The organism is Sphingobacterium sp. LZ11T8, from assembly GCF_024261425.1.
Taxonomy (GTDB): domain Bacteria; phylum Bacteroidota; class Bacteroidia; order Sphingobacteriales; family Sphingobacteriaceae; genus Sphingobacterium.
The window spans coordinates 415,823-440,192 of sequence record NZ_JANBZY010000004.1 but is presented as its reverse complement, the minus strand read 5'-3'; the positions used below and the strand labels follow the sequence as shown (position 1 = coordinate 440,192).

At 35.5% G+C, this 24,370-nt stretch carries 25 protein-coding genes; 12 read left to right on the top strand and 13 right to left on the bottom strand.

Annotation, left to right across the window (positions count from 1 at the left end):
• Nucleotides 1-561, bottom strand: coding sequence for a sugar O-acetyltransferase (locus NLF99_RS12410; RefSeq protein ID WP_185211617.1), 561 nt, complete (start codon nucleotides 559-561; stop codon nucleotides 1-3).
• Between the two features lie 110 nt (nucleotides 562-671).
• Between NLF99_RS12410 and NLF99_RS12405 the strand changes: the two genes are divergently transcribed.
• From NLF99_RS12405 to NLF99_RS12390, 4 genes are all read left to right on the top strand, one after another.
• Nucleotides 672-1,493 carry an AraC family transcriptional regulator gene (locus NLF99_RS12405; protein ID WP_254528616.1) on the top strand — a complete coding sequence of 274 codons (822 nt, stop codon included), beginning with the start codon at nucleotides 672-674 and terminating at the stop codon, nucleotides 1,491-1,493.
• Nucleotides 1,494-2,611: 1,118 nt separating this feature from the next.
• Nucleotides 2,612-3,448 carry a hypothetical protein gene (locus NLF99_RS12400; RefSeq protein ID WP_254528614.1) on the top strand — a complete coding sequence of 279 codons (837 nt, stop codon included), beginning with the start codon at nucleotides 2,612-2,614 and terminating at the stop codon, nucleotides 3,446-3,448.
• Between the two features lie 147 nt (nucleotides 3,449-3,595).
• Complete coding sequence (locus tag NLF99_RS12395) at nucleotides 3,596-4,315, top strand: hypothetical protein (RefSeq protein WP_254528612.1); 720 nt, start codon at nucleotides 3,596-3,598, stop codon at nucleotides 4,313-4,315.
• A gap of 416 nt (nucleotides 4,316-4,731) precedes the next feature.
• The gene (locus tag NLF99_RS12390; protein WP_254528610.1) at nucleotides 4,732-5,460 is read left to right on the top strand and encodes a sulfite exporter TauE/SafE family protein; all 729 of its coding nucleotides are present in this window, start codon (nucleotides 4,732-4,734) and stop codon (nucleotides 5,458-5,460) included.
• 1,156 nt (nucleotides 5,461-6,616) lie between these two features.
• On the opposite strand, the gene NLF99_RS12385 is transcribed toward NLF99_RS12390, so the two are convergent.
• Nucleotides 6,617-9,010, bottom strand: a complete 2,394-nt coding sequence (locus NLF99_RS12385; protein WP_254528608.1) for an ABC transporter permease — start codon at nucleotides 9,008-9,010, stop codon at nucleotides 6,617-6,619.
• Between the two features lie 480 nt (nucleotides 9,011-9,490).
• Between NLF99_RS12385 and NLF99_RS12380 the strand changes: the two genes are divergently transcribed.
• Nucleotides 9,491-9,889, top strand: a complete 399-nt coding sequence (locus tag NLF99_RS12380; protein ID WP_254528606.1) for a hypothetical protein — start codon at nucleotides 9,491-9,493, stop codon at nucleotides 9,887-9,889.
• A 56-nt stretch (nucleotides 9,890-9,945) separates the two neighbouring features.
• A complete protein-coding gene (locus tag NLF99_RS12375; RefSeq protein WP_254528604.1) occupies nucleotides 9,946-10,404 on the top strand; it encodes a CPBP family glutamic-type intramembrane protease in 459 nt (152 codons plus the stop codon).
• 120 nt (nucleotides 10,405-10,524) lie between these two features.
• On the opposite strand, the gene NLF99_RS12370 is transcribed toward NLF99_RS12375, so the two are convergent.
• Both NLF99_RS12370 and NLF99_RS19720 read right to left on the bottom strand, forming a co-directional pair.
• On the bottom strand, nucleotides 10,525-10,737 hold the full coding sequence (locus NLF99_RS12370; RefSeq protein WP_254528602.1) for a helix-turn-helix domain-containing protein: 213 nt from the start codon (nucleotides 10,735-10,737) through the stop codon (nucleotides 10,525-10,527).
• Nucleotide 10,738: 1 nt separating this feature from the next.
• Nucleotides 10,739-10,864 carry a hypothetical protein gene (locus NLF99_RS19720; protein WP_302328330.1) on the bottom strand — a complete coding sequence of 42 codons (126 nt, stop codon included), beginning with the start codon at nucleotides 10,862-10,864 and terminating at the stop codon, nucleotides 10,739-10,741.
• 92 nt (nucleotides 10,865-10,956) lie between these two features.
• Between NLF99_RS19720 and NLF99_RS12365 the strand changes: the two genes are divergently transcribed.
• Entirely contained in the window at nucleotides 10,957-11,595 is a 639-nt protein-coding gene (locus tag NLF99_RS12365) for a peroxiredoxin-like family protein (protein ID WP_254528600.1), read from the top strand.
• A 155-nt stretch (nucleotides 11,596-11,750) separates the two neighbouring features.
• Here NLF99_RS12365 and NLF99_RS12360 read toward each other — a convergent pair whose 3' ends face one another.
• Nucleotides 11,751-13,187 (bottom strand): TlpA disulfide reductase family protein, encoded by a 1,437-nt coding sequence (locus NLF99_RS12360; protein WP_254528598.1) that lies wholly within the window; start codon nucleotides 13,185-13,187, stop codon nucleotides 11,751-11,753.
• Between the two features lie 260 nt (nucleotides 13,188-13,447).
• Here NLF99_RS12360 and NLF99_RS12355 point away from each other — a divergent pair, with 260 nt between their 5' ends.
• Nucleotides 13,448-15,685 carry a S41 family peptidase gene (locus NLF99_RS12355; protein ID WP_254528596.1) on the top strand — a complete coding sequence of 746 codons (2,238 nt, stop codon included), beginning with the start codon at nucleotides 13,448-13,450 and terminating at the stop codon, nucleotides 15,683-15,685.
• Nucleotides 15,686-15,693: 8 nt separating this feature from the next.
• Here the strand turns inward: NLF99_RS12355 and NLF99_RS12350 are convergent, their stop codons facing one another.
• Nucleotides 15,694-16,416, bottom strand: coding sequence for a hypothetical protein (locus NLF99_RS12350; RefSeq protein WP_254528594.1), 723 nt, complete (start codon nucleotides 16,414-16,416; stop codon nucleotides 15,694-15,696).
• 205 nt (nucleotides 16,417-16,621) lie between these two features.
• Between NLF99_RS12350 and NLF99_RS12345 the strand changes: the two genes are divergently transcribed.
• Complete coding sequence (locus tag NLF99_RS12345) at nucleotides 16,622-17,101, top strand: energy transducer TonB (RefSeq protein WP_185211604.1); 480 nt, start codon at nucleotides 16,622-16,624, stop codon at nucleotides 17,099-17,101.
• Nucleotides 17,102-17,120: 19 nt separating this feature from the next.
• Here NLF99_RS12345 and NLF99_RS12340 read toward each other — a convergent pair whose 3' ends face one another.
• Both NLF99_RS12340 and NLF99_RS12335 read right to left on the bottom strand, forming a co-directional pair.
• Nucleotides 17,121-19,319: a TlpA disulfide reductase family protein gene (locus NLF99_RS12340; protein ID WP_254528592.1), complete on the bottom strand. Its 2,199-nt coding sequence runs from the start codon at nucleotides 19,317-19,319 to the stop codon at nucleotides 17,121-17,123.
• A gap of 118 nt (nucleotides 19,320-19,437) precedes the next feature.
• On the bottom strand, nucleotides 19,438-19,962 hold the full coding sequence (locus NLF99_RS12335) for a DinB family protein (RefSeq protein ID WP_254528590.1): 525 nt from the start codon (nucleotides 19,960-19,962) through the stop codon (nucleotides 19,438-19,440).
• Between the two features lie 167 nt (nucleotides 19,963-20,129).
• Here NLF99_RS12335 and NLF99_RS12330 point away from each other — a divergent pair, with 167 nt between their 5' ends.
• The 3 genes from NLF99_RS12330 (at nucleotide 20,130) to NLF99_RS12320 (ending at nucleotide 21,781) form a co-directional block, all read left to right on the top strand.
• Nucleotides 20,130-20,651 carry a hypothetical protein gene (locus NLF99_RS12330; RefSeq protein WP_254528589.1) on the top strand — a complete coding sequence of 174 codons (522 nt, stop codon included), beginning with the start codon at nucleotides 20,130-20,132 and terminating at the stop codon, nucleotides 20,649-20,651.
• A gap of 270 nt (nucleotides 20,652-20,921) precedes the next feature.
• Entirely contained in the window at nucleotides 20,922-21,131 is a 210-nt protein-coding gene (locus tag NLF99_RS12325) for a hypothetical protein (protein WP_254528587.1), read from the top strand.
• Nucleotides 21,128-21,781, top strand: coding sequence for a sigma-70 family RNA polymerase sigma factor (locus NLF99_RS12320; protein ID WP_254528585.1), 654 nt, complete (start codon nucleotides 21,128-21,130; stop codon nucleotides 21,779-21,781). The genes NLF99_RS12325 and NLF99_RS12320 overlap by 4 nt, the downstream gene beginning before the upstream one ends.
• A 101-nt stretch (nucleotides 21,782-21,882) precedes the next feature.
• On the opposite strand, the gene NLF99_RS12315 is transcribed toward NLF99_RS12320, so the two are convergent.
• The 5 genes from NLF99_RS12315 to NLF99_RS12295 all read right to left on the bottom strand — a co-directional run bounded on the left by NLF99_RS12315 (nucleotide 21,883) and on the right by NLF99_RS12295 (nucleotide 24,370).
• Nucleotides 21,883-22,311 carry a hypothetical protein gene (locus NLF99_RS12315; protein ID WP_254528583.1) on the bottom strand — a complete coding sequence of 143 codons (429 nt, stop codon included), beginning with the start codon at nucleotides 22,309-22,311 and terminating at the stop codon, nucleotides 21,883-21,885.
• A gap of 143 nt (nucleotides 22,312-22,454) precedes the next feature.
• Entirely contained in the window at nucleotides 22,455-22,748 is a 294-nt protein-coding gene (locus NLF99_RS12310; RefSeq protein ID WP_254528581.1) for a hypothetical protein, read from the bottom strand.
• Nucleotides 22,749-22,755: 7 nt separating this feature from the next.
• Entirely contained in the window at nucleotides 22,756-23,373 is a 618-nt protein-coding gene (locus NLF99_RS12305; protein WP_254528579.1) for a M17 family peptidase N-terminal domain-containing protein, read from the bottom strand.
• 370 nt (nucleotides 23,374-23,743) lie between these two features.
• Nucleotides 23,744-23,911 (bottom strand): helix-turn-helix transcriptional regulator, encoded by a 168-nt coding sequence (locus NLF99_RS12300; protein ID WP_254528577.1) that lies wholly within the window; start codon nucleotides 23,909-23,911, stop codon nucleotides 23,744-23,746.
• Nucleotides 23,912-24,370 carry a response regulator transcription factor gene (locus NLF99_RS12295; RefSeq protein WP_254528575.1) on the bottom strand — a complete coding sequence of 153 codons (459 nt, stop codon included), beginning with the start codon at nucleotides 24,368-24,370 and terminating at the stop codon, nucleotides 23,912-23,914.

Here is a 24,370-nt window from a genome sequence, read left to right as displayed (position 1 = left end):
TTATACTGTTTTAATGATTTTCGCAGGAATACCGCCTACAATCGTATTATCAGGAACATCCTTTGATACTACTGCACCTGATGCTACAATGGCATTTTCGCCAATGGTAACACCTTGCAATATGGTCGCTCCTGCACCAATCCAAGCATTGTTTTTGATGTGGATAGGTTTCGGCACTAATGCATGTCTGTTTTCAGGCTCTAATAGGTGTCCCTCTGATAATAAGCTGACTTTCGGGGCTATCAATACGTTATCTTCAATAGTAATTCCCCCCAAATCCAAAAAAGTACAATCAAAATTTATGAATACGTTTTTACCGATTTTGGTGTGTTTTCCGTAGTTGATATACAAAGGTGTGAAAATGGCAACGCTTTCGTCAATTTCCGTAGCTGTGATTTGGCTCAACAATTCCCTTATTTCTTTTGGATCTGTTGCATTGTTCATCTTTACCAATAATTCTTTCGTTTGGTACGACGCCTCACGTAATTTGTACGATTCAGGGTCGTTTGGAAAAATGGTTTCTCCATTTCTCAATCGTTCAAAAATATCTGTTGTTTGCATTGTGATAATTTTTATAATACAAAGTTACGGTGATTGAAGATGTGTTATATTACATTAACATCGCAAATAATGTCAAATATTACCTATTTTTGTTTAAATCAGCATTTGGAATGGACACAACAGAAAATCAAAAGGTTATCCTGCATAAAACAGCTTCAAAAGCTCAATTTTCCAAAGATTTTCAAGCTCAGTATCACACACATATTTATTGCCAAAGCGGAAGCATGAAATTTGTGTTTAATGGCCGTCAATACCATTGCAAAAAGGGGGAATTTATATTTTGGCTGGCGGGTCTTGGTGTTTCGGATCTGTCATTTTCTGCAAATTTTAAAGCTAGTCTTTTATATGTGGACAAGGATTTATTGATGGAAAATTTGCCAAGTGTAACGGTAAGTATAGACAGCATTATTCATTCCAAAGAAAACCCAATTTTGCACCCTGAAAAAGAACATATAGAAAAAATACTGAAAAACTTTCAGTTGTTGTACGATAAATCGCAGGAAACCAACCACCGATTTTGGGAGGAAGCATTGAAACTTCAAATGCAACTTTTTCTTTTGGAAATGTGGCACATTTTTGAAGATGAGCTCGACAGACGCAAACGTAGTCTACAAAGTGGCACGTTGTATGAACGGTATATGCAGTTGGTACAGGAACATTGCATGAAAGAACGGGAAGTTCGTTTTTACAGTGATAAACTGAACATCACCCCGAAATACCTCAATTATATCTGCAAGGTTAATACCCGAATTACCGCTTCGGAATGGATACAACGATATGCAAAAGAACGGGTAATCATTTTGTTGCAAAACAAAAACCTCAATATTTCAGAAATTGCCGATGAAATGGATTTTTCGAGTCGCTCGTTCTTTACTCGTTATGTGAAAAAAATTCTAGGTGTCACTCCGAAAGAATATCGGGAGCGCTTGTAAAAATTTTATCTGTAATCTTACCTACTCCTGTATCAATTGCTGTAAATCCGTTGCATTTTTTATAAGATTCAATTAAATGTTAACAATCTGAGCAACATCTGCCATTAATTAGCTTCAACTACCTGCTTCAAATTGCATTTGCCGTCTTCATCATAAGAGATAATATTTGCGATATTACCAAAATTTACTGTGAACCCCTTGGTTTAGAATAATTGCATGTTCTGGGAAGGGCTATGGGCATGGCGGGTATGCACCGAAGGCAGCATTTAAGTTTCGATCCGGAGAAGGTTCAGGCAATTTGACTGGGATTTGTGGCTGAACCAACCCTAGCGGGATCAGTTCAAGTGAATCTCCAAGGCATTGTACCCGCTGGGGATATCCTAATATTATTTTGTCATGCTGAGAAGTAAAAATTTGAACTAAATTTATCGGAAGGTGATGTCAACAGGTTGCCAATGAAAACAAATTAGCTCTTTTATTTTTAAATATAGAACCCCTTTGGGGGTTCTATTATTTTAGCTGGCATGGCACGTTAGCCTGTAAGTCGCGCAAAAACGATGTTCGATTAATCGAACATCGTTTTTGCATTAACCCTATATAGTTCAAAACCATTCATGCTAAAATAATTCATCCCCGCTGGGGATTTATGGCGGATAAAAATATTCTTCTGGTAAATATATATGAGCCTAAATAGCTAAAAACACAGTTCTAACAAACTTGTCATCGTAAGGTTCACCCGAAGCATCTCGGAGAAGCCTGAACCTTCAAAAAGAAAAACATTCATTGCTGTATAGGCGAACAGGTCCTCTATCTTCGATAGAGAATGACAGGACCTGTTGGAGAAGAACCGTACAGATTCTTCACTGATCGTTCAGAATCGAAAGAAGGTTAACTTAGATTTCTGAATTTCCTGCGGTATAGATATTTGTTTTTTCTTAAATATTCACATGTTTAATCCCTTCAATAATTGCTGACGGATTATTTCAAAAATATCAAATTGTCCGACCTCCCCCTCCCATTGAACATTCTATTAAGAATTGATATGAAATTTATTGCTCCTTCATGAAAATAGGATATATTAGACAAGCGATCTCTCGAAAATATTATAGGTTAAGATTATGCAAGAGTTTTATTTAAAGGAATTTTTAGATATCCCTGGAATCAGTTCAGCCTCTGGAATTGAATTTTTGGAGGGTCAAATTTATATCGTATCAGACAATAGCAATTATCTTTATGACTACCGAATAACTGAGAATCTGCTCAACAGGCACGTCCTTTTACCAAGCCCTCAGATGGAAAGGATTGCAAAACCCCAAAAACTTGATCTGGAAGCAATGGTACTTAGTGAGGACAGGATATATACTTTCGGATCTGGTTCATCTGCTGCCCGGGAACGAGGATTTTCCATTTCCAGAAACGACTGGCATAGCACTGAGCTAGACCTGAGTAACCTGTACAGCGCCATGAAAAAGTCAGCTAACATTTCCTCTTCTGATTTTAATATCGAAGGGGTAGCAATGCATAGAAATAGCTGGCTATTCCTGAACCGTGGAAATGGCCCAGCTGGAAGGAATGTAATTTTCAAAGTCGATGGAGATAATTTAATAAATGACTTCATGATAACTTGTTTTGACATCAAAGTACCCCAGGTCGATGGTCTGCTATTTGGTTTTTCAGGTGCTGCTGTTCTGGGTGATTCACTTTATTTCATCGCAACTGCAGAAGAGGGACTATCTACTTATGAAGACGGAGAGATCGGAGGAACAGTATTCGGAAAATTCGATTTAATCAATATGAGAATTGATCACTGTCAAAAAATCTCGAATGATCAAAAATTCGAAGGGATTACACACTATGAATTGCAGCCCCATATGATTTCTTTCCTATTGTGTGAGGACAGCGATGGAAGTTCCGATTTAACTACGATTTATAGACTCGATTTCACACACCCTTAAAGAAAAACTCCTCTACATGTACCATTCAATACAATAAAGATTTGTTTGATGAAGTACAATTTTCCAATAAGTGTAGGGCGGTAAAGCTAAATTTAAATATTTGGCATGACTTTAGTTCCTTAAAATCAACACACTACTATATTTATTATGAAATTTTCTCTTCCAAGAACAGGTAAATTGACCTTTGGGTTAATTTTTATCTTAAGTACCATTTTATTTTCGGCTTGCAGCAAATCTGACAACGATGAAATTCCCATTGACAGCAATATTGAAAAAGTTTTATTAGTTCCGGAGCAGGAAGAAGGTTATGGTGGCTACTATTATGAGGTACATACACCATTTGTATTTTTCAAAAATGGTCGCTTCATACGGTCTCCATACATTCCAATAAATGAAATTAATGCGGAAAAATATATTGCTGGGCAAGGTGAAGCCGTTGGTGCTTGGACGGTTACTGGAGGAAAGGTTAATGTTACTTTTGAATCGGGTAATAAAAAAACCTATGATTGGTCGAATTATGTAGGTTATCCGGCAAATGCTGGGCAGACACTTTCAGGTTCATATGAAACCATCTCTGGAGGTGGTACCATTGCTGTTGGAGGAGAGATAGGTATTATGAAATATACCAATATGAGTTTCACAAAAGATGGCTGGTACACGACCGAAAAGGTATCTTCCACTGAAAGTAGCACAAATGCTGCCTATCAAACATCCAAAACATCTGGAAGATACACGCTGAACACAGATTATTCAATTACATTGAAAGCTAACAACGGACAAGAGAAAAAGTTATTCTTTTGTTGGTATGACAGTAATAAAAATAGAGTTTTTAGACTTGCAGGACGCACGTTCAGCCCAGATAATTAAAGGAATAAGCACAGATTTAATCTAATAACGGAGCAATAAATCATGGACCAAGTCCTAAGTCTCCGTATATAAAGGAAGTTTTTTGAAATCATCAGAAAACTTCCTTTTTATTTTGATGTGGTAAGGAATAGTTTCAAAACCTGTGATCTAAGCAGTTTATTTAGTTGATCTAAAGAGGATAAATTGATTTCCCCTACCCTTGATTGACTTATGAAGGTTCTTATTTTTTTGTTGACAGAGGCAATAATACATTGCTTGGAAATCCATTCAAGTCTCCTTTGATGAACCCCTAAATTGATATTCAATAATTCCACGATTTATAAGGAGAACGCCCAAATTATGACGATTATCCCTAGCCAATCCGCCATAATTTTTGTAAATTCGGGTATCCACAACAGCACTAACGATATCCTGTTTTGACAATAGTTTTTATCCTTATTATTAGTTTTTTCGCTTCTTTGGTACGGTCGACTTTAGGTTTTGGCGAAGCATTAATTGCAGTTCCGTTTTTCCTTTTATTCTTGCCCGTAGATGTTGCAGTTCCGCTGGCAGTTATGTTGTCCATTGTCATTGCGCTTGTGGTCGTGATACAAGACCATAAAAAAATTCATTTTCACAGTGCCAAATGGTTGATTTTCTATGCTATTCTTGGCCTGCCTTTGGGTATCCTTATTCTGACCTATGCAAATGAAACAATCGTAAAGACTGGGCTTGGTGTACTCATTATCGTGTATTCACTTTATTCCCTCTATTTTACAAAAAATAAGGCCTTGCAGGAGGACAGTAAGTTCTGGCTTTTTGTATGCGGTTTTTTATCGGGCGTATTTGGTGGAGCGTATGGCTTAAATGGTCCGCCACTCGTTGTTTACGGAAATTTGAGACAGTGGAGCGCAAAACATTTTAGGGCCACCTTACAGGCGTATTTTTTACCGGTCAGCCTGTTAAGTGTCGCGGGTTATTATGCAAAGGGATTGATCACGACAGAGGTTAATATTTATTTTCTCTATTCGCTGATCACAACCATTCCGGCAATATTTTTAGGCAGGTACCTAAACCATAAATTAAAAGATGGTACATTCTTTAAATATGTTTATTGGGGGCTGATGTTGATCAGTGTTGTTTTGATTGTCAGCACTTTAGTGTAAATGGAGGAATAAAATCTATCTGAAGATGAACATTACATTCTGCCAAAGAAAAACAAAATGGTTATAAAATTTATGATGTACTAACCCAATTAGGCAATGTCTTTAAGTTAAGGGAAAACATAGAAGAACAATCCCAAGGAGCAAGAACTGCAATTTGTATCCTTCTGATCCTGAACAAATCGTCAAGAAGCTTTTGTTTTATCGCCCTAACTCCTTGTCATCCTTAACCGAAGGTTAAGGAACTGTTCGCCATTGCAAGCCTTAAACCCATGACAACTGTAAGCTTTTATTATTAAAACAACGGAAGCATCTACGAGAACAGCGAACATATAATATTTTAGAACTTCATTTTTCAAATCGTCAAGAATCTTTTGTTTTATCGCCCTAACCCCTTGTCATCCTTAACCGAAGGTTAAGGAACTGTTCGCCATTGCAAGCCTTAAACCAATCACGACTGTAAGCTTTTATTATTAAAACAACGGAAGCATCTACGAGAACAGCGAACATATAATATTTTAGAATTTCATTTTTTTTTATTGGCGTACAGTTCCGCAATCTGCGATTGCGGATGACACGGGAAAATATTAGAGAAGCGTACAGATTCTTCAATAATCATTCAGAATCAAAAGAATTAAAAGCGGAATTCCTTCCAAATGCGCCTCCTGCCTCTACTTCCTGGTCATCCTAAACTAAAGGATTATGGAACTGTAAATCAGCACAAGACATGACATTTTTGATCTTGAACTTTTGCATTACTAGCTACTTTATCAAACTTACGATGACAAGTTGGTTAGAACTGTGTTTCTAGGTATTTAGGGCTAAATTTGTTTTCCTGATGAATTTTTCTTTTGGCGAACTAATGCCCTGGAAGGGCAGAATTATTTTAGCAATGATTTAGAACAATATAGGGCTAATGCAACAACGATGTTCGATTAATCGAACATCGTTGTTGCGCGACTTTCAGGCTAACGTGCCATGTCTGCTAAAATAATGGAACCCCAAAAGGGGTTATATCTCTAAAATAAAAAAAACATTTTTTGCCTTCCAGTTTGCTGTCATCACCTTCCAATAAATTTTACTGAAATATTTCCTTCTCAGTATTACACAAAAAGTCTTAACTTCATTCCATAAATAAATCCCAACTATAAAACCAAACCTATTCATCCCTTAGACTTTCTACTGGATTAGCTCTTGCCGCTTTAATTGAAAGAAAAGCCATTGTTAGAAAAGCAATTAACAAAGTTGCTAAGGCCGGAATAAAAAACATCCATATTTTTAACGGGACCTTATAACTGAAATCCGACAACCAATGATTGATAGCCCACCATGCTATGGGTGTTGCAATTAAGATGGAAATCAAAATTAATATTACATAATCTACTGAAAGTAGTTTGACTATTCCACTGACCGTACTTCCCAAAACTTTTCTTATTCCAATTTCTTTAGTCCTTTGGAAAGTCGCAATGGTTATCAATCCAATTAAACCTAAACAGCTTAAAAATATGGTGATTACGGCTGATGAATTAATGATTTTTGAAAATTTCCTCTCGTTTTCATACAAGTTTTTCATCTTATCATCATAGAACTGAAGATTAAATGAGCCGTCTTTATAAAATGCTTTCCATTCTTTTTCTATAGTTGATAAAGCTTCATTCCAGTCCTTGGTATTTTGGGAAAGTTTAATGTTCATATATCCAAGTGAAAGTGGCCAGTTGGTTGCAATAAACGAAATTGGCCTAATTTCTGAATGTAATGTTTGACTATTGAAATCGTCATATACTCCAACAATTTCTCTTGTTTTGCTTTCATTTGTTTGAATCCTTTTACCTATCGCTGAACTCGGTTTATCAAAACCTAGCATTTCTGCAGTTCTTTTAGTAATGGCTATATTGCTAATGGAATCCTTAACTGTTAGATCTCTTCCAGCAAGAAGTTTAAGATTAAAAAGCCTTCCGTATCTTTCATTTACCCCTTTATTGGACGTCTGGATTTTTTGGCCCTCAAAACTTTCTATAAATAGTGAACTGACTCCATTTTCTAATGGTAAACGACCTAATGCAACATCTTGTATTTTGGGATTTGATTTTAAGATATCCACAAGTACATTTGGATCCTTACTTAATCCAGAACGAATTGTTTTTGGAAGCTGAATGTTTACGATAGCATTGTGCTCAAACCCCAAATCTTTATTCATCATAAATTTTAACTGTAACCCAATCAGTAAAGAAGTAACAACAAAAAATTGAGCCACGACAAACTGTAGAACGATTAATACTTTTTTAATAGATAGATTACCAAATTTAATGTGGGTTAGGGATTTATGTTTCAGGACTTCCACGACCTGAACTTTATTCGCTAAATAAATCGGATAGATGCTTGTACAAGCTACAAGTACAATCAATAAAATTGTTAGGAATAAAGCAACTTCTTTAATATCATTTACAAAATGAAAGTTTTCCGGTACATATTCTTGAATTTGAGAAAAGATTAAATCCTTTAAAAAGAATGCTAAGAAGAAAGATATCAGACATATAATAATGGTCTCTAAAACAAAAGTCAATGCTAGATGTTTTGGACGTTCGCCCATCGTTTTACGAATGCCAATATCCTTTGCTCTTTCCGGAATCTGGGAGGTAGAAATATTAATAAAATTGATGACAGATAAACCCAATAGAAAAACTGCAATTCCGATGATTCCATAGAGCGTTTTTTTATCAACCGAATTATCCATAAAAGAACTGAAGTGAACCTCTGATAATGGTACAAAAACAAACTTCATTTTTCCAGATATCTTTCCATTTGAAAGTTCTGATTCAAGTCTATCGTTGATAATCTTTAAAAGGTTTGTTTTGTTTATTTCAGAGCTCACTTTAATAAACAATTGGTTTTGGGAAGAACCTCCCAAAAAACCTGTTCTACTCCAATCATTTTTATCTATGGCAATAAATTCTTTTCCTGAAAAATTACTCGCTGAATTGAGATCTTCTACAATTCCGGTGACCGTGTATTGTATAGTATCATAAACGACAGTTTTCCCTATGACCTCTTCAGGATTCAATTCGGGAAAGTAAAATTTTGACCTTGACGAGGTTAAAATTACTTCGAATGGACTGCTGAAGATTTTTTGTTTACTGCCCGAAAGCCATTTATAGTTTACTAGATCAAAATAATTTCTGTTAACTGCTTCTAAATAATCAGGAGAGTTATGAATGGAGAACTCATCTTCTTCATGATCAATGATTACTTCCTTAACGTATTTACCATAGATTGGAACGGACAATTCGCTATTAGAAACATAATCTTCAATAAACGGGGCAAGACCCAAAGGTGCATAATTTGAAAATGATTCGTTCCCATCAATAGTTTCTTGTAAAATTACTTTATATACATGCTCCCTTTCCGATAGATTCTTATCAAAACTGAATTCATAATTTACAAATCTGAAAATAACCCAGCAAACGGAAATTCCAATTGCCAACCCAACTATATTTAGGCTAGTAAAAAATTTGTTTCGCCACAGATGTCGAATAATTTGATTAAGCTTTTTCATATTTTGCGTTTATTTCAGTTTTTATATCATTTGGCAATCTATGCCTAGCATTAGCTCTATTATCTCATAAGTGTGTTTCGAATCTTAAAACATCCTTTCTACAATTTTTAGATTAGCAGGTTATAAGATTCTTTCTATGGATTAATAATATTTAAAAGCTATTAATATTTTTACCAACAATCAGTCTGCCATTCCAACACATTACTGATTATCAATGAAATAGAAAATTCCTTTATTTCATTATTGTTCACTATCGGACAAGGTTCTGTCCAGTATTGAACGGTAAACATCTAAAAACCAGAGAAGATGTTCTAGTTGATCCTATAGACTTATAGACATGGCTAAAGAACCATTTAACAGTCAATGAGTAACGCGTAATTGAGGTTTTTCATTATCTTTAAAATTAAGTAGGTGTATCACTCAAACTGAACAGAGCGTCTATTTGATGAGAATTTACTAAACGAATAGAAATTATATTACATGAGAATACTCTTAACTTTATTGGTTTTTCTAGTTTTTGGCAAGCCTTCATTTGGCCAGAACAGCCTAAGCATAGATAGAGTGTCTACTCCTTCCTTATTGATGGAAGATGGAAATAGCAAAAAGGGAATGGACTTACAAAAGTTTGTAGAATCGATTTATATTAATGCCAGCCTTTTGTATAACAATTCATTGCCTAGCCTTAAATCTGGAGAATATTATGTAATAATCGACAAGGGGGATACGACACAGACTGTACGATCAATGACATCTGATCTAAAAGGTTTATCGGTAGAAAATTTAGAGGAATTCTCCTATAAAAAATCATTGGTCTCAGACGTACTTCATGGTTCTTTTGGGAGATTATTCGGAATAGTAACCATAAAACTGAAAGAATAAAAAATTACTAAAAAAGTATTGTTTTTATATTTTTATACTTTGGAGAATAATAATCAATGTTCAATTTAAAACCAATCCCAAGTCAGCAAAACTTAAAATACTTTTTCTGGTTTTTAATTTTAAAACTCATTATCGGAGCTATTACAAGTGGAATCGCTTATCTAATCGATCCTTCATCACTTCATAATCCAGCAGATGATTATGGAATACTATTTAGAATATCTCTGTTATTAATATTTGCTCCAATAATTGAAACTCTAATCCATCAATTCCTGGTCATTGAAATATTAAGAAAGATAAAGATCCCTCCTGGCCTAATCATCTCTTTTTCCGCAATCCTTTTTGGGTTGACTCACCATTACCACATTTTTTATATGATTGCTACTACGATCAGTGGTCTTATTTATGCCTTATATTATTTAAAATTAAGGCCTCAAGGGATATTTAACGCTATTTTAGGAGTAGCCGGATTACACTTCTTTACAAACCTTGTCGCATTGCTTAGCGACCTATAAAGGTTCTCTATTAAGAAATATTTATAGCATCCATTTACACTCGCCAAATCCATTTCCCTAGACATGAAAATAGCGATAATAGGCAGCCACAATGTTGGCAAAACTATCTAAACCAAGTATTTAGTCCTTATTTGTTTGTTCTACCAGAACCTTTCCCCAATCATTCAATTTCCACAACACCTCCACTAATTTTTCTCCGAGTTCTGTAAGGGAATATTCGACACGGGGTGGTAGTTCATTATAGATTTTCTTGGTTAAGATCCCATCTTGTTCCAGCTCTTTTAAATGTTGGTTTAGAACCCTTCTATCCACTTTTGCGATTCCCCGTAGCATTTCACTCGGTCGCTTCGCCCTCGTTTATACGCCATACGATTGGAACTTTCCATTTAGCACTGATTGCATTTACAGCAAATTCCAATGGACACACTTTTTCTTCGATCGTCCGACCCTTTGTTTTCATAAAATTGACTTTTTTATCCCATAGGGATAATAATATGCGGTATTGCAGATCTAATATTAGTTTTAAATCTTTGCTAAAACAGAAATCAAGATATGAAAAATTTAGAGCATCAGATTAGCGAATTAAATGAAAATTTAGCAAAACAACTCCCCTCCGAAGTTTTAGAGGTATTCGGTAAATCTATCCAAGACCTGAAAGCTAAAAATTTGGAAGACGGAAGTATCAAAGTAGGCGATCGGTTTCCTGATTTTTCTCTACCGAATACAAATAAAAAGATTGTGGTGCTAAAAGAACTTTTACAAAAAGGAAAGGTGATCATAGCTTTTTTCCGTGGCAATTGGTGCCCTTACTGCGATCTTGAATTGAAAGCATTTCAGGATGATTTGAAACAGATTGAAGACAAAAATGTTACGCTCATTGCTATTTCACCTCAATCTTCCTATCATAGTGAAGAACTCAAAAATAATCATAATTTAGGTTTTGAGTTATTGACCGACAAAAACAATGCTTTGGCTAAACAACTTGGTATCGCCTTCGAACTTCAGAATTACGCCATCTCGACTTATAGCAGCTTAGGGATAGAGTTGTCAGAATACAATAACATCGATACAAATGAACTACCTGTGCCAGCGGTTTTTGTGATAGACAAAAATGGGAGCATAACTCATAAGTTTATTGATAGCAACTATATGAACCGGATAAATATAGAAGAACTGATGAGGAAAATATGACCGAAGTGAAAAGAAAGAGTGCAAGTAGAACAAAAGATATTTCAACTGAAATACTAACCCAGCCTATTAGAGGGAAAATTGAAACCGCTAACCTCGTAGAATAATTAGCAATCGACCAACTCCTTATCCTTGAGCCAGTTGGGTCAATTTGCGGCTTATAAGGCTGATTTGATCCAACTATCAATCTTATTGTAAAGTTCTTGAGGGAGTGTTTCAGAATGCTTTATTTCACCGTTCTTATCGATCAACATATAATGAGGAATTGCATCGATGTTATTTCTATCGTTAATTAATTTTTGCTGGGCTTTTGTAATATAGAAATGCTCACCTGTTAGTTTTTCCGTAAAATTATGCCATAGAGTAAGGTCAGACGTTTCATCGGTGAGATACAAGAAAACAACATCTTTATTGTTTTTATATTTATCCTTGAGTGGTTTTATGGTTTCAAAAGCTGATATGCAAGGACCACACCATGTAGCCCAAAAATCTATTAATACAACCTTCCCCTTATATTTAGCGATGATATCTTGGAATACATCTTCTTTTTCAGGGAATGGCAAGTAGTGTATATTGGAAGCAAGAGCTTGGGATGTATTGAGTTCATTTTGGCGGAGCAGGCTGGTCTTGTAAATAATATTATTAAAATAATTTAGGATGTCAACTTGCTGGGCAGTTGTTAAACCAGTGCCTGAGGCCAGCTTTTCTAAATAGGCAATTGCAATCAGATGTTCATAGAATTCCCTTTCATCTGAACCCAAGCTACTTTTAAATATGCGCTTTAGATAGTCTTGATATTTAATTGGACCTACTTTCAATAAATCAGGGAGGTCAAGGACAGAATCACGCAAGAACTCTTTATATACGAAATTTGACATGGGGAGATCCATGTCCAATAATGCTGCTTTATCTTGGAAAACTGCTTGATAAAATTCAAATCTCCTTTCCAGATTAGTGTCTATCAACAGTTCCTTTTTTGTACTTAATGCATATAATATTTCGGTAATTTCGATTACATCAGAACCTATTTCTCGAATGAAGGTGTTTTCCGTCGATGAATTTAAATGGGCCTTCTTCTTTATGGTTCTTTCCTTTACGTAATCCATCAATCCATTCACATTTTTTACATCAAACGTTTTCCGTGTCCAGGTATCTACGTCATTTTGAATAAAAAAATAGTTCTTGAATAAATCCGCATACTGATCGGAGTTCTGAAAAAGTGTTTTATAGCCTCCTAAATAATTAATCACGAAATTATCTTCCTTATCAAAGACAAATTCTATGGTATCGTTTCTATTAGATTCAATAAAGGTTGAATAATATTTATTGTTTAAGATGAAATAATAACTGGTCAGGTAGGGATTGAAGAATTTGGCAAAATAAGTTGAATCATTGAGTTTCTCAAGCTTCAAAAGACGCTCCCCCGTGGGAGCATCTCCTTTACCAAAGGATTGTAGGTCGAAATCTTCCGGATAATTCCCCTTTAATTGAAATTGAATGCTGCTGTAACCTGGTTGATCCTTCTTTTGAGCATTAGCTTTAATTGATGGTAGGACGAATAAACAAATAATTAAAGCAAGGAAAGTAGTTCGCATAGAAGAAAATTTAGTGGTTTACAAAAGCTTAATTACCTTAATTTAGCGATTTATAATGAAAAGTTTAGGTAATAATCAAAAGAATCCACATCAAAGAACATCTACGGGGAGCTTATAATGGTTGTTGAAAATTATTTCTGTATTAATTAGTGAATAGTTATCTCGGATATTATTACTTCACATATTATTTAGTTATTTTTAATTTATTAGCACATAGATTAATTTACTAACTATAGACCAATCTTTTATTGAAGCCTATTATGAAAATACACTTCATAAATTTCTTAATTATCTTTCTTATTCCAATCTATGGATGTTCTCAAAATCTAAACAGATCAAATGATCAATATTTAAACCTGGACTTTGAAAAATTCAATAATGGATATCCAACCAATTGGGCAGATTTCGGAGATGGCGATTACAAAATCTATATCGATTCCAATCAGGTTAAAAGCGGAAAATATGCTACCGTAATCGAGAGCACTGAAGGTAACCATGTATATAAGGCTCTGGCTTTTACCCTTCCCAATAACTATCAGGGTAAAACCATTCGTCTGACCGGCAGTATCAAAACAGAAGGCGTGACAGATGGTTATGCAGGCCTTTGGATGCGAATAGATCCTCAGCTTGCTTTTGACAACATGGACAAACGAGGGGTAAAAGGCAATTCAGATTGGAAGGAATATGAAATAACTTTAAAATTAAATCCTGCGAAAACGGAAAGAATCCTAATTGGAGGATTACTTACTGGGAAAGGAAAAATGTGGTTAGATAATTTACAGGTTTCAATCGATGGAAAAATAATTGGGAAAGATGAAATCGAAATATATAAACGTGATTTACTTCCAGCTGATAAGGATAATGAATTTGACAAGGGTTCAAATATTACTTTCCCTACATTGACCAATGAATCCATCAACAACCTGGAATTGCTTGGTAGAATTTGGGGATTCATGAAATACCATCACCCAGAAATTGCAAAAGGAAAGTATAATTGGGATTATGAATTGTTCAGGATCTTACCTCCATATGTAAATGCAAAAAATAACCAGGAACGCGATAAGGTTATTACAACATGGATTGAAAAATATGGGAAAATAGCAGCTTGCACGACCTGTAAACCTAGCCCAGAAAATGCTGTTTTAAAGCCTGACCTATCTTGGATTGAGAAATCAAACCTATCAAATGAAATTAAAGTCTTGCTGAATGAGATCTACAACAACAGGAATCAAGGTGAAAACTATTATATTAAACTCCATCAATTCGTTAACAATCCTGATTTCACTAACGAGAAACCATACAGCAATATGCCCTATCCTGATGCTGGCTTTAGATTATTGGCTCTATACAAGTATTGGAATATGATGAACTACTTTAATCCCTACAAACCTCTGACTGAAAAAGATTGGAACACGGTATTGAAAGAATATATTCCAGGATTCCTAAATGCTGAAAATGAGTTGGAATATGAGCTGCTGGCCTTGCAAATCATTGCTGACGTCAAAGATACACATGCCAATTTAAGGGAAGGCGGAGATAAGATACAGGAATTAAGGGGCAAGAACTTTGCTCCTTTCAAAGCGGAATTCATCGAGGACAAATATGTTGTGACGGATTATTATAATCCTGAATACGTAGATCAAGCTAAGTTAAAGGTCGGCGATATCATAACCCATATCAACGGAAAGGAAATTGATTCGATAGTGGACAGTTTAGCAAGGTATTATCCGTCTTCCAATCATTCCGTTATGCTAAGAGATATTTCTGCAGACCTGCTAAGATCAACAAACAGTTCCTTGCATATTAAGTATGTGACAGAAGGCAAAAGCCTTCAGCATGAACTCCCATTATTTGATAGAGCAAAACTAAAGATGTATGGCATGTACAGGATCAATCAAGATGAAAAAGCATATAAGATCTTAGATGGAAATATTGGTTATATCACATTAGCAAATATCAAAAATGAGGACTTCCATATGATCAAAAAATATTTTAAGGATACAAAGGGTATTATCATTGATATCAGGAACTATCCTTCCAGTTTTGCTCCATATGCATTGGGACCATTTTTTCTGTCAAAACCTACAGCATTTACAAAATTTACCTTTGCAAACCCGAAAAACCCTGGAGAATTTACTTTCACCCATCCTGTGACCATTAATCACGATCCATTATATTATAAAGGGAAATTGATCATTTTGGTCAATGAAATATCCCAAAGCCAAGCTGAATTTACGGCAATGGCCTTCAGAGCAGTGAGCAATTCAAAGATTGTCGGGAGTACCACAGCTGGAGCTGATGGAAATGTTTCCGTAATCTTATTGCCTGGTGGATTGAGGACCTCGATTTCTGGGATTGGGGTTTATTACCCTGATGGAACTGAAACCCAAAGGGTGGGCATTATTCCAGATATAATCGTAAAACCTACCATTAAAGGAATCAAAGAAGGTAAAGATGAAGTTTTAGATAAAGCCCTTGAGCTGATAAATATGAATTAAGAACCTATTTATTTCGTAGTAATGATTGCTACTCCATTTTTAGCTCTTTCGCCATAAAGTGAGTCTGCCTTTTGCTGATTTAGGATTTCGAAAGATTTAATCCTTTTTGGATTGCTTCTTTCAAAACGGCTGTAGTCCTCTTCTTTTCCATTTACGAATAGCAATGGTACTCCTATACGCTTTATTGCGCCGTTCTTTTTTTCCCAAGCATCCCAACCGCTAGGACCTATCCTCTGTTGGTATCTAAGGCGCGTCTTCAATTGGTATTCAGCATCTGCTAAGGTCATGAGTAATCGCTCTTGAGCACTCCTTCGATCAATCACGGTTTCAATCTCTTCTAAATACTTATGGAAGCTTTCTAATTCTGCCGCAGACATCCCAGGTTCGTAACTGGAGATCTTATGGCTTCGACCAGCAGTTCTATACGTGATTTCAAAAGGGAAAAAACCGGTTTTTTGATTATTATTTGATTGAACACTTAGAAGTTTGGTCTTATCAACTAACCTGAGAAACTTTGTTTTCTCTTTACCTGATAATGGCAATTTATGATAGGTACCACTTGTACTATCCTTCCTACCTAGATTAGGACGAATTTGCTGCCATAGAAAGAGTGAATCATTGGAATACTCCAATTCAGCGATCCTTAGATACGTTAATTCGGATGATTTTATTTGGCCTTGACTAATATAAGGGATTAAAAATATGATAAATATGGATAGTAATATTTTCATAAATGGTATTAATTAAGGATGGTTATTAATATAGCTAGACTAATGGTTTTGATATCGTAATTATTAAATAAAAACTCTATCTTAACCTAATCCTTTAATTAGGATTAAATTTTACAGAAAGTTACATAAAATTTTAATCTTATTTCGATAACTTAAGGTTTTAACCAACCAAAGGAATTAATAACCTAAAAACAATTTAACCAATATGAACCCTTTAAATAAATATACTGTCCTGCTTATATTGTCCATTTGCTCTATCAGTCCCCTATTCGGACAAACCTGGATTCAAAAATCTTTTAGCCAAGCCATCGAGAGCGTGATGATGAGGCAATATATTGAAGATTCATCCTTAACCAATAAATTTCAACCTGTGGATAAGAACGCTGTACCTACAATTGGGCCTCATGATTTTGTCCAAAAAATTAATAATAGCTATCGATTTCCAAACGATGCAGTAGACCATAAAGTTGAGGGCTATGTGGAAGTAAGATTTTATGTAGATGAAAATGGAAATGCCATGGACTATAAAATAGTTCAAGACCTGGGCTACGGAACAGGACCTGAACTCGTAAAGAGACTAAAAACCCATGAATCATGGTTTCCAGCAAAATACAAAGGAAAAGATATAGGCGTATGGATTAATTACGTCCTATATCTAAATTTCCGTGATCTCACAATCAATTAATAATATGATCTGATTTCTTTTATAAGCTTACAAATTCCTCAACCAAGCTTTTCCAATCTTGTCCAAATTCAATTGGAATCATTTTTCCTTCAGGACTGATCAGCACCTTTGATGGATAGCCAGTAATCTTGTAATCAGTCTGTACTTTTCCATCTGAGATCAAAACGGGGAAGCTGTATTTATTCTTACTGATAAAGTTTTTAAGATCAGTTTCCTGATCATAACAAGAGATTGTCAAGATCTTTAATTTATCCTCCATCAAGGCATATTTCTTTTCATAGAGCGTGTTAAATTCAGGAAGCTCTGCGACACATGGCCCACACCATGTTCCCCAGAAGTCGATAAAGGTCCATTTGCCTTCAAAATGAGAAGGTGCAACTTCTTGACCTGCCAGATCTTTCAACAAGAATGCGGGTGCATTTTCAAGTTTTGGAAAAACATCAGATTTCAAAAAACTTGAAAAGCTAGCTTTATCATAGTTCCCATGATAAAATTGCTTCAACATGGAGAAGCTCTTGGCCGGAGATTTTGCAAATTCTGAAATATACTCTTTGAGAACAGAATCCTTCCCAGAACGCTTACCCAATTCAGCTAAGTAAACCTCCGAATAGTCCTTCTTTGCCCCAGTAAAAACGTTGTCGTAGAAACTTTGGTATTCATATTCATTATTCCCTTTTGAAGATAAATCATAAGCCTTTTTCAAATATAATGCTCCCAATTCTGGATCCTTATCTTTTATTGCCTCAAACAACGAAAAATTCACAAAGGCTAGATGGGCCTTATTGATCAGCCTTTTGTCCTTGATTTTATCCTCAGCAAGGACTGCCAGCCTTTTTTCGAGTTTTTTATACTCCTCAGTATCGGTTCTGCCATTGACAAATTGTTTTTGAATCAACAAAATAATATATCGCCCAACATTTCCATCCTTCCATTCATTATCATTCAATGCAAACATTTCATCAATACCCTTTTGGATTGCTTGATTATCTGAAGATCCCTTATATGTAGACCAGACTTTCATTGGGCCAATGAAGCGCTTTTCTCGATCAGTTAATTTCGTAAAAATAGCATCCATGCGATCCATACTACTTTGGTTATTTGATTTGACGTGTTGAGATAAACCCGATTGTAAATAATCATAAAGGTAATCATCGGTTAGCAAAGCAGTGGTTTCCAGGAAGTCTTCCATGGCCAAGCTATCAATTCTAACCTTATTGATAAGATGGTAGGTATTGACAAGAATCTTTGAAGGTGTTTTCATCAGAACACGTTCATAATTAACGTAGTCTTTCCTGGTTTGATAGGTAGGTAATATTATTTTTAAATAATTGGGATTAGTACCAAACTGTTGCCCATAATCACTGATATATTGTTCGAATTTGACGCTATCAACTTCTTGGTTATGTCTGAAATGCTTACTTCTATAACTACCTTTTAAGACCATGGCACTAAATTGCGGATCCAGTTTTTCCACTCTTGTCCCCTCCTCTCTATTAACTACTGATAGCTGACTATATTTATAAGTATTACCATCAATAGTTGCTGTCCCAGCTGCTTTGGCATTTTTTGCTATTATATATTTAGTTTTAGGATCAAACCTGATTTCGGAAGTTTTCAGACTGTCTTTGCTATTCGTTCTTTCAACTACCCAAGCCTTCTTATTTCTTTCTTTTATTTTATAGGTAAATGCCCCTAATTGAAATTCAGATTGCTTTAATTGCTCTGGTTTAACATGGGCAAAGTCATTGAAATAGACATCGTTAAAAAGGCTTTCATAGCTATTGTTAATTAAAAAAAACTCATCCTTTAAAAGGGTTAAATTAAATTCCTCCTTTAAATTTGTCAATTTTTGGTTGAATGCTGCAGTATCCTGGACAAGGACTTTATTCTCAAAAGTTAAAGGGTAGTTTATATAGAATTGGACAAATCCTAAAAAATTGGGTGAACTCCCTAGCCCATCAAGTAATTCGGCAGTTTTTAGCGTAGAGAAATTTACGGATTGATCCTTTAGATCAATTTCTTCCTTGCCATCCAAGCTCAATTCCAGTTGTTTTTGTTTTTCTGTATTCCTGGATTCACGAACAGAAATATAAAAAGTCGTTTGTGTGGATTGGTCATTACTGACATTCGTCTCCACAATCTTATAATGGATTGGAAATTTTTGCGCAAAAGCCACCTGGGCGAATAGGACAAAAAGGAAAATAGCAATATTCTTCATGGCATAATAATTAGTTAATTAAATATAACTCCTAAAGAGGATATTACCAAAACCTTAACCTTTTATTAACTATTGAAAAATATTGCTAGTTTATTTACCGGAATTAAGATAGTTCTTATTAATAAGCAATACTATTATCCACATCATATTTCATTCCGGGATAATCCAAGATTCTACGCATCAAAGCCATCTGTCCGCACAAGTAGTCTTCTCGACCAATGCACATGCCTACAAAGTTTAATTTATCCTCTTTAATAAAGGGTATCTGCATTCCCATCTCGAACGTTTCAGCCAAAGTTGCATCATCAGCTTCCAACAAGGCTTGATAAACTTTTGGTGAAATCTGATGGAAATTATCAAGCAATTGCTTTAATGTTGGGTACTCCTTTTGTGTATCCAAGGTCTTTCCCATATAAAATAGATCCTGATAAGGATCCTCTTCTTTTAATCCTAAGATGTTTCCCATACTATAGCGCACATTTACATAATTTCCGGCCATCCAAACCAGATGGTTTGTCCGATTATCAATTCTCTTGAGTGCGTTCTCTTCCGAAATACCGTCTAGGACATTGATAAAGGTTTGGGTATGCATTCTATAAGCGGGAATAATGATGTTCAATTGTGCTGATTTTGCTGTATCCATGATAATTAATTTATTAGTGTATATCAAAGTTAGCCCTTACGGAAAGAGAAATACTTGTCCTATGGCAAGAATTCCCTCTCTATTAAATAATGAAATAATTCACGAATGAAGAACAACTAATATTTAGATTTAACTTTACTATAAACTTAACGGTGAACCCCTGAATAATGGAAAATCTAGAACTAACCACTTTCATCTTAAAAGAAAAGAAATACAGCATCCGCGATATCAACAAGATAGATACCTCCCAATTTATCCCAATTAAAGATATTTCTCAGCTAGACCCTGAAAAGTTAGACCGAGATTATATAGATGGTGTTCTGTATATGAAATTCAATGGGGAGACAATTATGGATTTCACTTTCTGGGACGATATTGTAGATCTTTGGCATTACTTTATCAATTCCCTGGAGGAGGTGATCATACAGAATGAAAGCAATTTTTCATTTCCGAGCCAGCCGCTGCCGGTTTCCATTAAAATCGTTAAGGACAGGATTCGGATGGTAATAGATGATAAATCGATCAATATGAAGGCGGACCAATTTCTGGAAGTTATGCTTCAGGAGGCCATTACATTCTTTACGGCAATGATGTCATTATTTCCAAGACAGGAAGCTGAATTCCATCAAACGATATTAAGGATTTATAAAATAAAACTTAGCTCAGAAGAAAGATTTACAGCCTATTAAAGTGGCTTTTTTCAAATATTTCAAAATTCCTTGTAACCTTTCTCGATGTCATTTACCCTAAATAAATACAAACGAATTAAAAAGGTAAAAACATGGAAAATACTATCAAAAATCACACACTGAATTCAACATTCAATTTATTGAAATATGTCTTTGTCGTGGTCCCCATAGTGGCGGGAGCTGACAAATTCACTAACTTAACTTACAAATTGGGAACAGTATGTCAATCCTTCGATTGCTGATCTCCTCCCCTTTTCTGCAGCCTTGTTTATGAAGATTGTGGGGGTAATTGAAATAGTAGCTGGTTTAATCGTATTCAAGAAACCAGAATTAGGAGGATTTATCGTTTCGGCTTGGCTTACGTTGATCGCCCTTTCCTTATTGGCCGGATTTAACTATGTAGATGTTGCAGTTCGGGATTTGGTGATGGCCATTGCGGCATTATCCATGGCTAGATTGGCAAAAATCGCAGGACAATGATAAAAGAACAATTTGAACAATTAACAGAGGTTGAAATCATCGATCGGGTCTTAGATGGCGACAAACCGCTTTATGAAATTATTGTAAGGCGGTTTAATACCTACCTATATAAAATTGGACGATCGTACAACTACAACCATGAAGATACCCAAGACCTGATGCAGGACACTTATATTGATGCCTTTAAGTGCTTGGCTCAATTTAAGCAGGGTTCAAGCTTCAAGACTTGGATCATCAGGATCATGCTCAACAATTGCTACAGGAAGAAAAATAAGTTCAGTTTCAAGAAAGAAACTGTCAATGAGATTATCAACGAAAATGAAATGCCTATGTTCAATTCAACCAACGATGCGCAAAAGGAGATCTTTAGCCATGAACTGGGGAAAATTATCGAAGCGTCCCTATTGAGGATTCCTGAGGACTACAGAATGGTTTTCTCCCTACGTGAAATCAATGGGTTGAATGTAGCAGAAACCTCTTCCCTACTTGACATCAGTGAAGCGAATGTAAAAGTGCGTTTAAATCGTGCAAAGGCTATGCTCAGGACTGAAATCGAAAAAACTTATTCGTCAGAGGAACTATTTGAATTTAATCTCTGCTATTGCAATCCTTTTACGGAGAGAGTCATGAAAAAGATCCATGAGATTTAGTGCAGCTTTATTTATATATCCATATCTATTATTTGATAAAAATGCGAAGTTTTCACTTCGCATTTTTTGCCTTAATATGGAAAAGTTAAGGTCAATAGTCTTTATTGTTTTGATCCCTCGAAACTGTACATTTCCTCTCCTTCAGCAGTTACCTTTGATACAAAAGACAACGCTTTGTTAGAATTGGAATAGACTAATATTCCCTGAGGTTCTGAGCTTTCAGTCAATATCCCTCTACCGGAATTATTGTACACCTGAACTTCTTTTACTGGAAGTTTTAAGCTGCTGTTTTTTACAGTAACCTTGACCTTATTGTCACTTACTTTGCTAATTTCTAGCAGTTCATTAAATTTTTTCTCTCCACCTACGATATCAATGGTTCCTTTGAAGGTTCCGATCACTTCGTCAATACTGCCTGAACCAGTTTCTGGCTCCTTTTCATCCTTGGAACAGCTAGTAAACAACATAGTCATGCCCACAAACATCAAGCAAATGGAAAAAATAGCTTTTAAATTTTTATCTCTTTTCATATTGAATAATTAAATCTTCTGGTTCGGAAGAAAGTTTGATTGAATACAGCAAAATTATCACCCGAAGAAATAAAATTCAATACCTGCAAACCGGTATAATAATACCCCTGTTTTTAGTTACCAAAAACAAATTGTCCAAATACCTATCCTTTATCATCAACAATCTTCTCATAGGTTCTTTCGCCCTTTTCATTGATCATGACCAAACCAGAGCCCCCTTCATTATTCAAAAAGAAATAACTGATGTTTCCTTTCGGATGGCTAAATTTGATATGGGTTCCTTTGCTGTCCAGTTCTAGCACTGCAGATGGGAAATCAGGATTAGGATTCTGGAGTTTTATGGAAGGAAAACCATTTTCAATCGAGATGATCAATCTAGAAACACCTGCTGCATCTGTGATGTGCAATTCTTCGGCCTTGAGTATTTTCTTGGACATATACGATCTAATTATTGTTGATTAACTTTTGAAAATTCCCTCTGAATTTATCTGCCTTAACATCAAAATCCGTATATCCTGCATCAAAAAACCATTTCTTGATGGAAGGAGCTTTGACCAAACCGAGTTGGTGAAATTGTTCTTGCCTATCGATACGTTCCTTTAAAGCGGAAAGCATCTGCAAGGAAAAATCTCCATCCGGCTCAATACCACTATCCAATATACTCGGTGCAATCGCTACACTTTCCAGATTTAGTTGATAAGCTAACCTAGTAGCAACACTTACCGCATCGGCACTCGTCTGTCCAGACCAATCTTCCGGTCTTCCCAAACCAATTATGAGCAATCTTTCAGATTTGATCTTCCCAAGGCTTTGTTCAATCAATAAGGTATCCAGATAATTTCCGGTAAAGGCTTTCTGATCCCTTAAAGTAAACAGTAATCCGTCCATGGCATCATTAAGATGCAACAGCCCGCCTACAGGTTCCTTTTGGTTTATTTCGTGGGTAAATAAACAGGCACAACTTAAGTCAACCTCAGCCATGGAGGCATCCCAAGTAACTAATTCTATTTCTACGGATTTGTAAGTGCCGATTTGGCTTCTTTGAAAAGATGGATTTGACATAATATTTAAATCGAAAAGAAATTTTAATAATTCTGTGATTAAATTTTATAATCAAAACATTAGGCTTCCAAAAATGTTTTCCAGAAAAATAATTATTGCAAATTCATTTCTTTTTCACAATTCGTTCAGAATTAGAAATGTGTAAAAGAGAGATTCAGAGCGCAGCGAAGAATCTATTTTTTATTTTTTTAAGAATTCTTGTCTTCTAGAATCGTAAGATGAGAGAACTATTTTTCTTTTTTTGTATGCCGGTAAAGAGGATTATTTGAAAAAGATTTCCCCCCTAGGGGTTATCCGAATGACGATTCAGCCTACTACAAACATTTCACCTGGTTTTTTCCATAATCCAAGCCAAGTTCTCCAATAAAAATCATTCATCCAATCCCAAATCCTTTATCTTCTGCAGGAGATTAACGGTCTTGTTAACATTGAATTTTTGCATCAGATTCCTGCGATGGGTGTCTACCGTAAATGGACTGACAAACATAATTTCAGCAATCTGCACCGAACTCAAACCTTCAGAAAGGTATTTTATCACCTACTTTTCTCGTCGGGTAATGGGTGGGAATTCCTCGGATAGGTTTACCTTCGAACTCCCCAAACTTTTTTGCGCATTCAAATCCAGGTAGACACCACCTTCATAAATATGGTTTATCGCCTTAACGATTTCGTCCATTGCCGCACTCTTAAGCAAATACCCTGATGCACCGCCATTTAACATCCTCAAAATGATGTTCCTATCATCCAGATTGCTCAGGGCCAAGATTTGTAAATCGGGATGCTCCTGCTTCAATTCGACACAAAGATCAATGCCATTCCCATCCGGCAATTGAATGTCTAACAGTAGTACATCAACCTCCACTTTCGAGATGATATTCCGAAGTTCTTTAGCTGAGGATGTGGAGCCTATTATTTCAATAGTATTGTGTGCGGCAAGATAACTTGTCAATCCTTGGGTAATCAAGGGATGATCATCGCAAATAACAGTTCTAATCAT

Bases quoted from the DNA above. Each gene is read 5' to 3' on its own strand.
- NLF99_RS12410 (WP_185211617.1), bottom strand. From the start codon at position 561: ATGCAAACAACAGATATTTTTGAACGATTGAGAAATGGAGAAACCATT.
- NLF99_RS12405 (WP_254528616.1), top strand. From the start codon at position 672: ATGGACACAACAGAAAATCAAAAGGTTATCCTGCATAAAACAGCTTCA.
- NLF99_RS12400 (WP_254528614.1), top strand. From the start codon at position 2,612: ATGCAAGAGTTTTATTTAAAGGAATTTTTAGATATCCCTGGAATCAGT.
- NLF99_RS12395 (WP_254528612.1), top strand. From the start codon at position 3,596: ATGAAATTTTCTCTTCCAAGAACAGGTAAATTGACCTTTGGGTTAATT.
- NLF99_RS12385 (WP_254528608.1), bottom strand. From the start codon at position 9,010: ATGAAAAAGCTTAATCAAATTATTCGACATCTGTGGCGAAACAAATTT.
- NLF99_RS12380 (WP_254528606.1), top strand. From the start codon at position 9,491: ATGAGAATACTCTTAACTTTATTGGTTTTTCTAGTTTTTGGCAAGCCT.
- NLF99_RS12375 (WP_254528604.1), top strand. From the start codon at position 9,946: ATGTTCAATTTAAAACCAATCCCAAGTCAGCAAAACTTAAAATACTTT.
- NLF99_RS12370 (WP_254528602.1), bottom strand. From the start codon at position 10,737: ATGCTACGGGGAATCGCAAAAGTGGATAGAAGGGTTCTAAACCAACAT.
- NLF99_RS19720 (WP_302328330.1), bottom strand. From the start codon at position 10,864: ATGAAAACAAAGGGTCGGACGATCGAAGAAAAAGTGTGTCCATTGGAA.
- NLF99_RS12365 (WP_254528600.1), top strand. From the start codon at position 10,957: ATGAAAAATTTAGAGCATCAGATTAGCGAATTAAATGAAAATTTAGCA.
- NLF99_RS12360 (WP_254528598.1), bottom strand. From the start codon at position 13,187: ATGCGAACTACTTTCCTTGCTTTAATTATTTGTTTATTCGTCCTACCA.
- NLF99_RS12355 (WP_254528596.1), top strand. From the start codon at position 13,448: ATGAAAATACACTTCATAAATTTCTTAATTATCTTTCTTATTCCAATC.
- NLF99_RS12350 (WP_254528594.1), bottom strand. From the start codon at position 16,416: ATGAAAATATTACTATCCATATTTATCATATTTTTAATCCCTTATATT.
- NLF99_RS12345 (WP_185211604.1), top strand. From the start codon at position 16,622: ATGAACCCTTTAAATAAATATACTGTCCTGCTTATATTGTCCATTTGC.
- NLF99_RS12340 (WP_254528592.1), bottom strand. From the start codon at position 19,319: ATGAAGAATATTGCTATTTTCCTTTTTGTCCTATTCGCCCAGGTGGCT.
- NLF99_RS12335 (WP_254528590.1), bottom strand. From the start codon at position 19,962: ATGGATACAGCAAAATCAGCACAATTGAACATCATTATTCCCGCTTAT.
- NLF99_RS12330 (WP_254528589.1), top strand. From the start codon at position 20,130: ATGGAAAATCTAGAACTAACCACTTTCATCTTAAAAGAAAAGAAATAC.
- NLF99_RS12325 (WP_254528587.1), top strand. From the start codon at position 20,922: ATGAAGATTGTGGGGGTAATTGAAATAGTAGCTGGTTTAATCGTATTC.
- NLF99_RS12320 (WP_254528585.1), top strand. From the start codon at position 21,128: ATGATAAAAGAACAATTTGAACAATTAACAGAGGTTGAAATCATCGAT.
- NLF99_RS12315 (WP_254528583.1), bottom strand. From the start codon at position 22,311: ATGAAAAGAGATAAAAATTTAAAAGCTATTTTTTCCATTTGCTTGATG.
- NLF99_RS12310 (WP_254528581.1), bottom strand. From the start codon at position 22,748: ATGTCCAAGAAAATACTCAAGGCCGAAGAATTGCACATCACAGATGCA.
- NLF99_RS12305 (WP_254528579.1), bottom strand. From the start codon at position 23,373: ATGTCAAATCCATCTTTTCAAAGAAGCCAAATCGGCACTTACAAATCC.
- NLF99_RS12295 (WP_254528575.1), bottom strand. From the start codon at position 24,370: ATGATTAGAACTGTTATTTGCGATGATCATCCCTTGATTACCCAAGGA.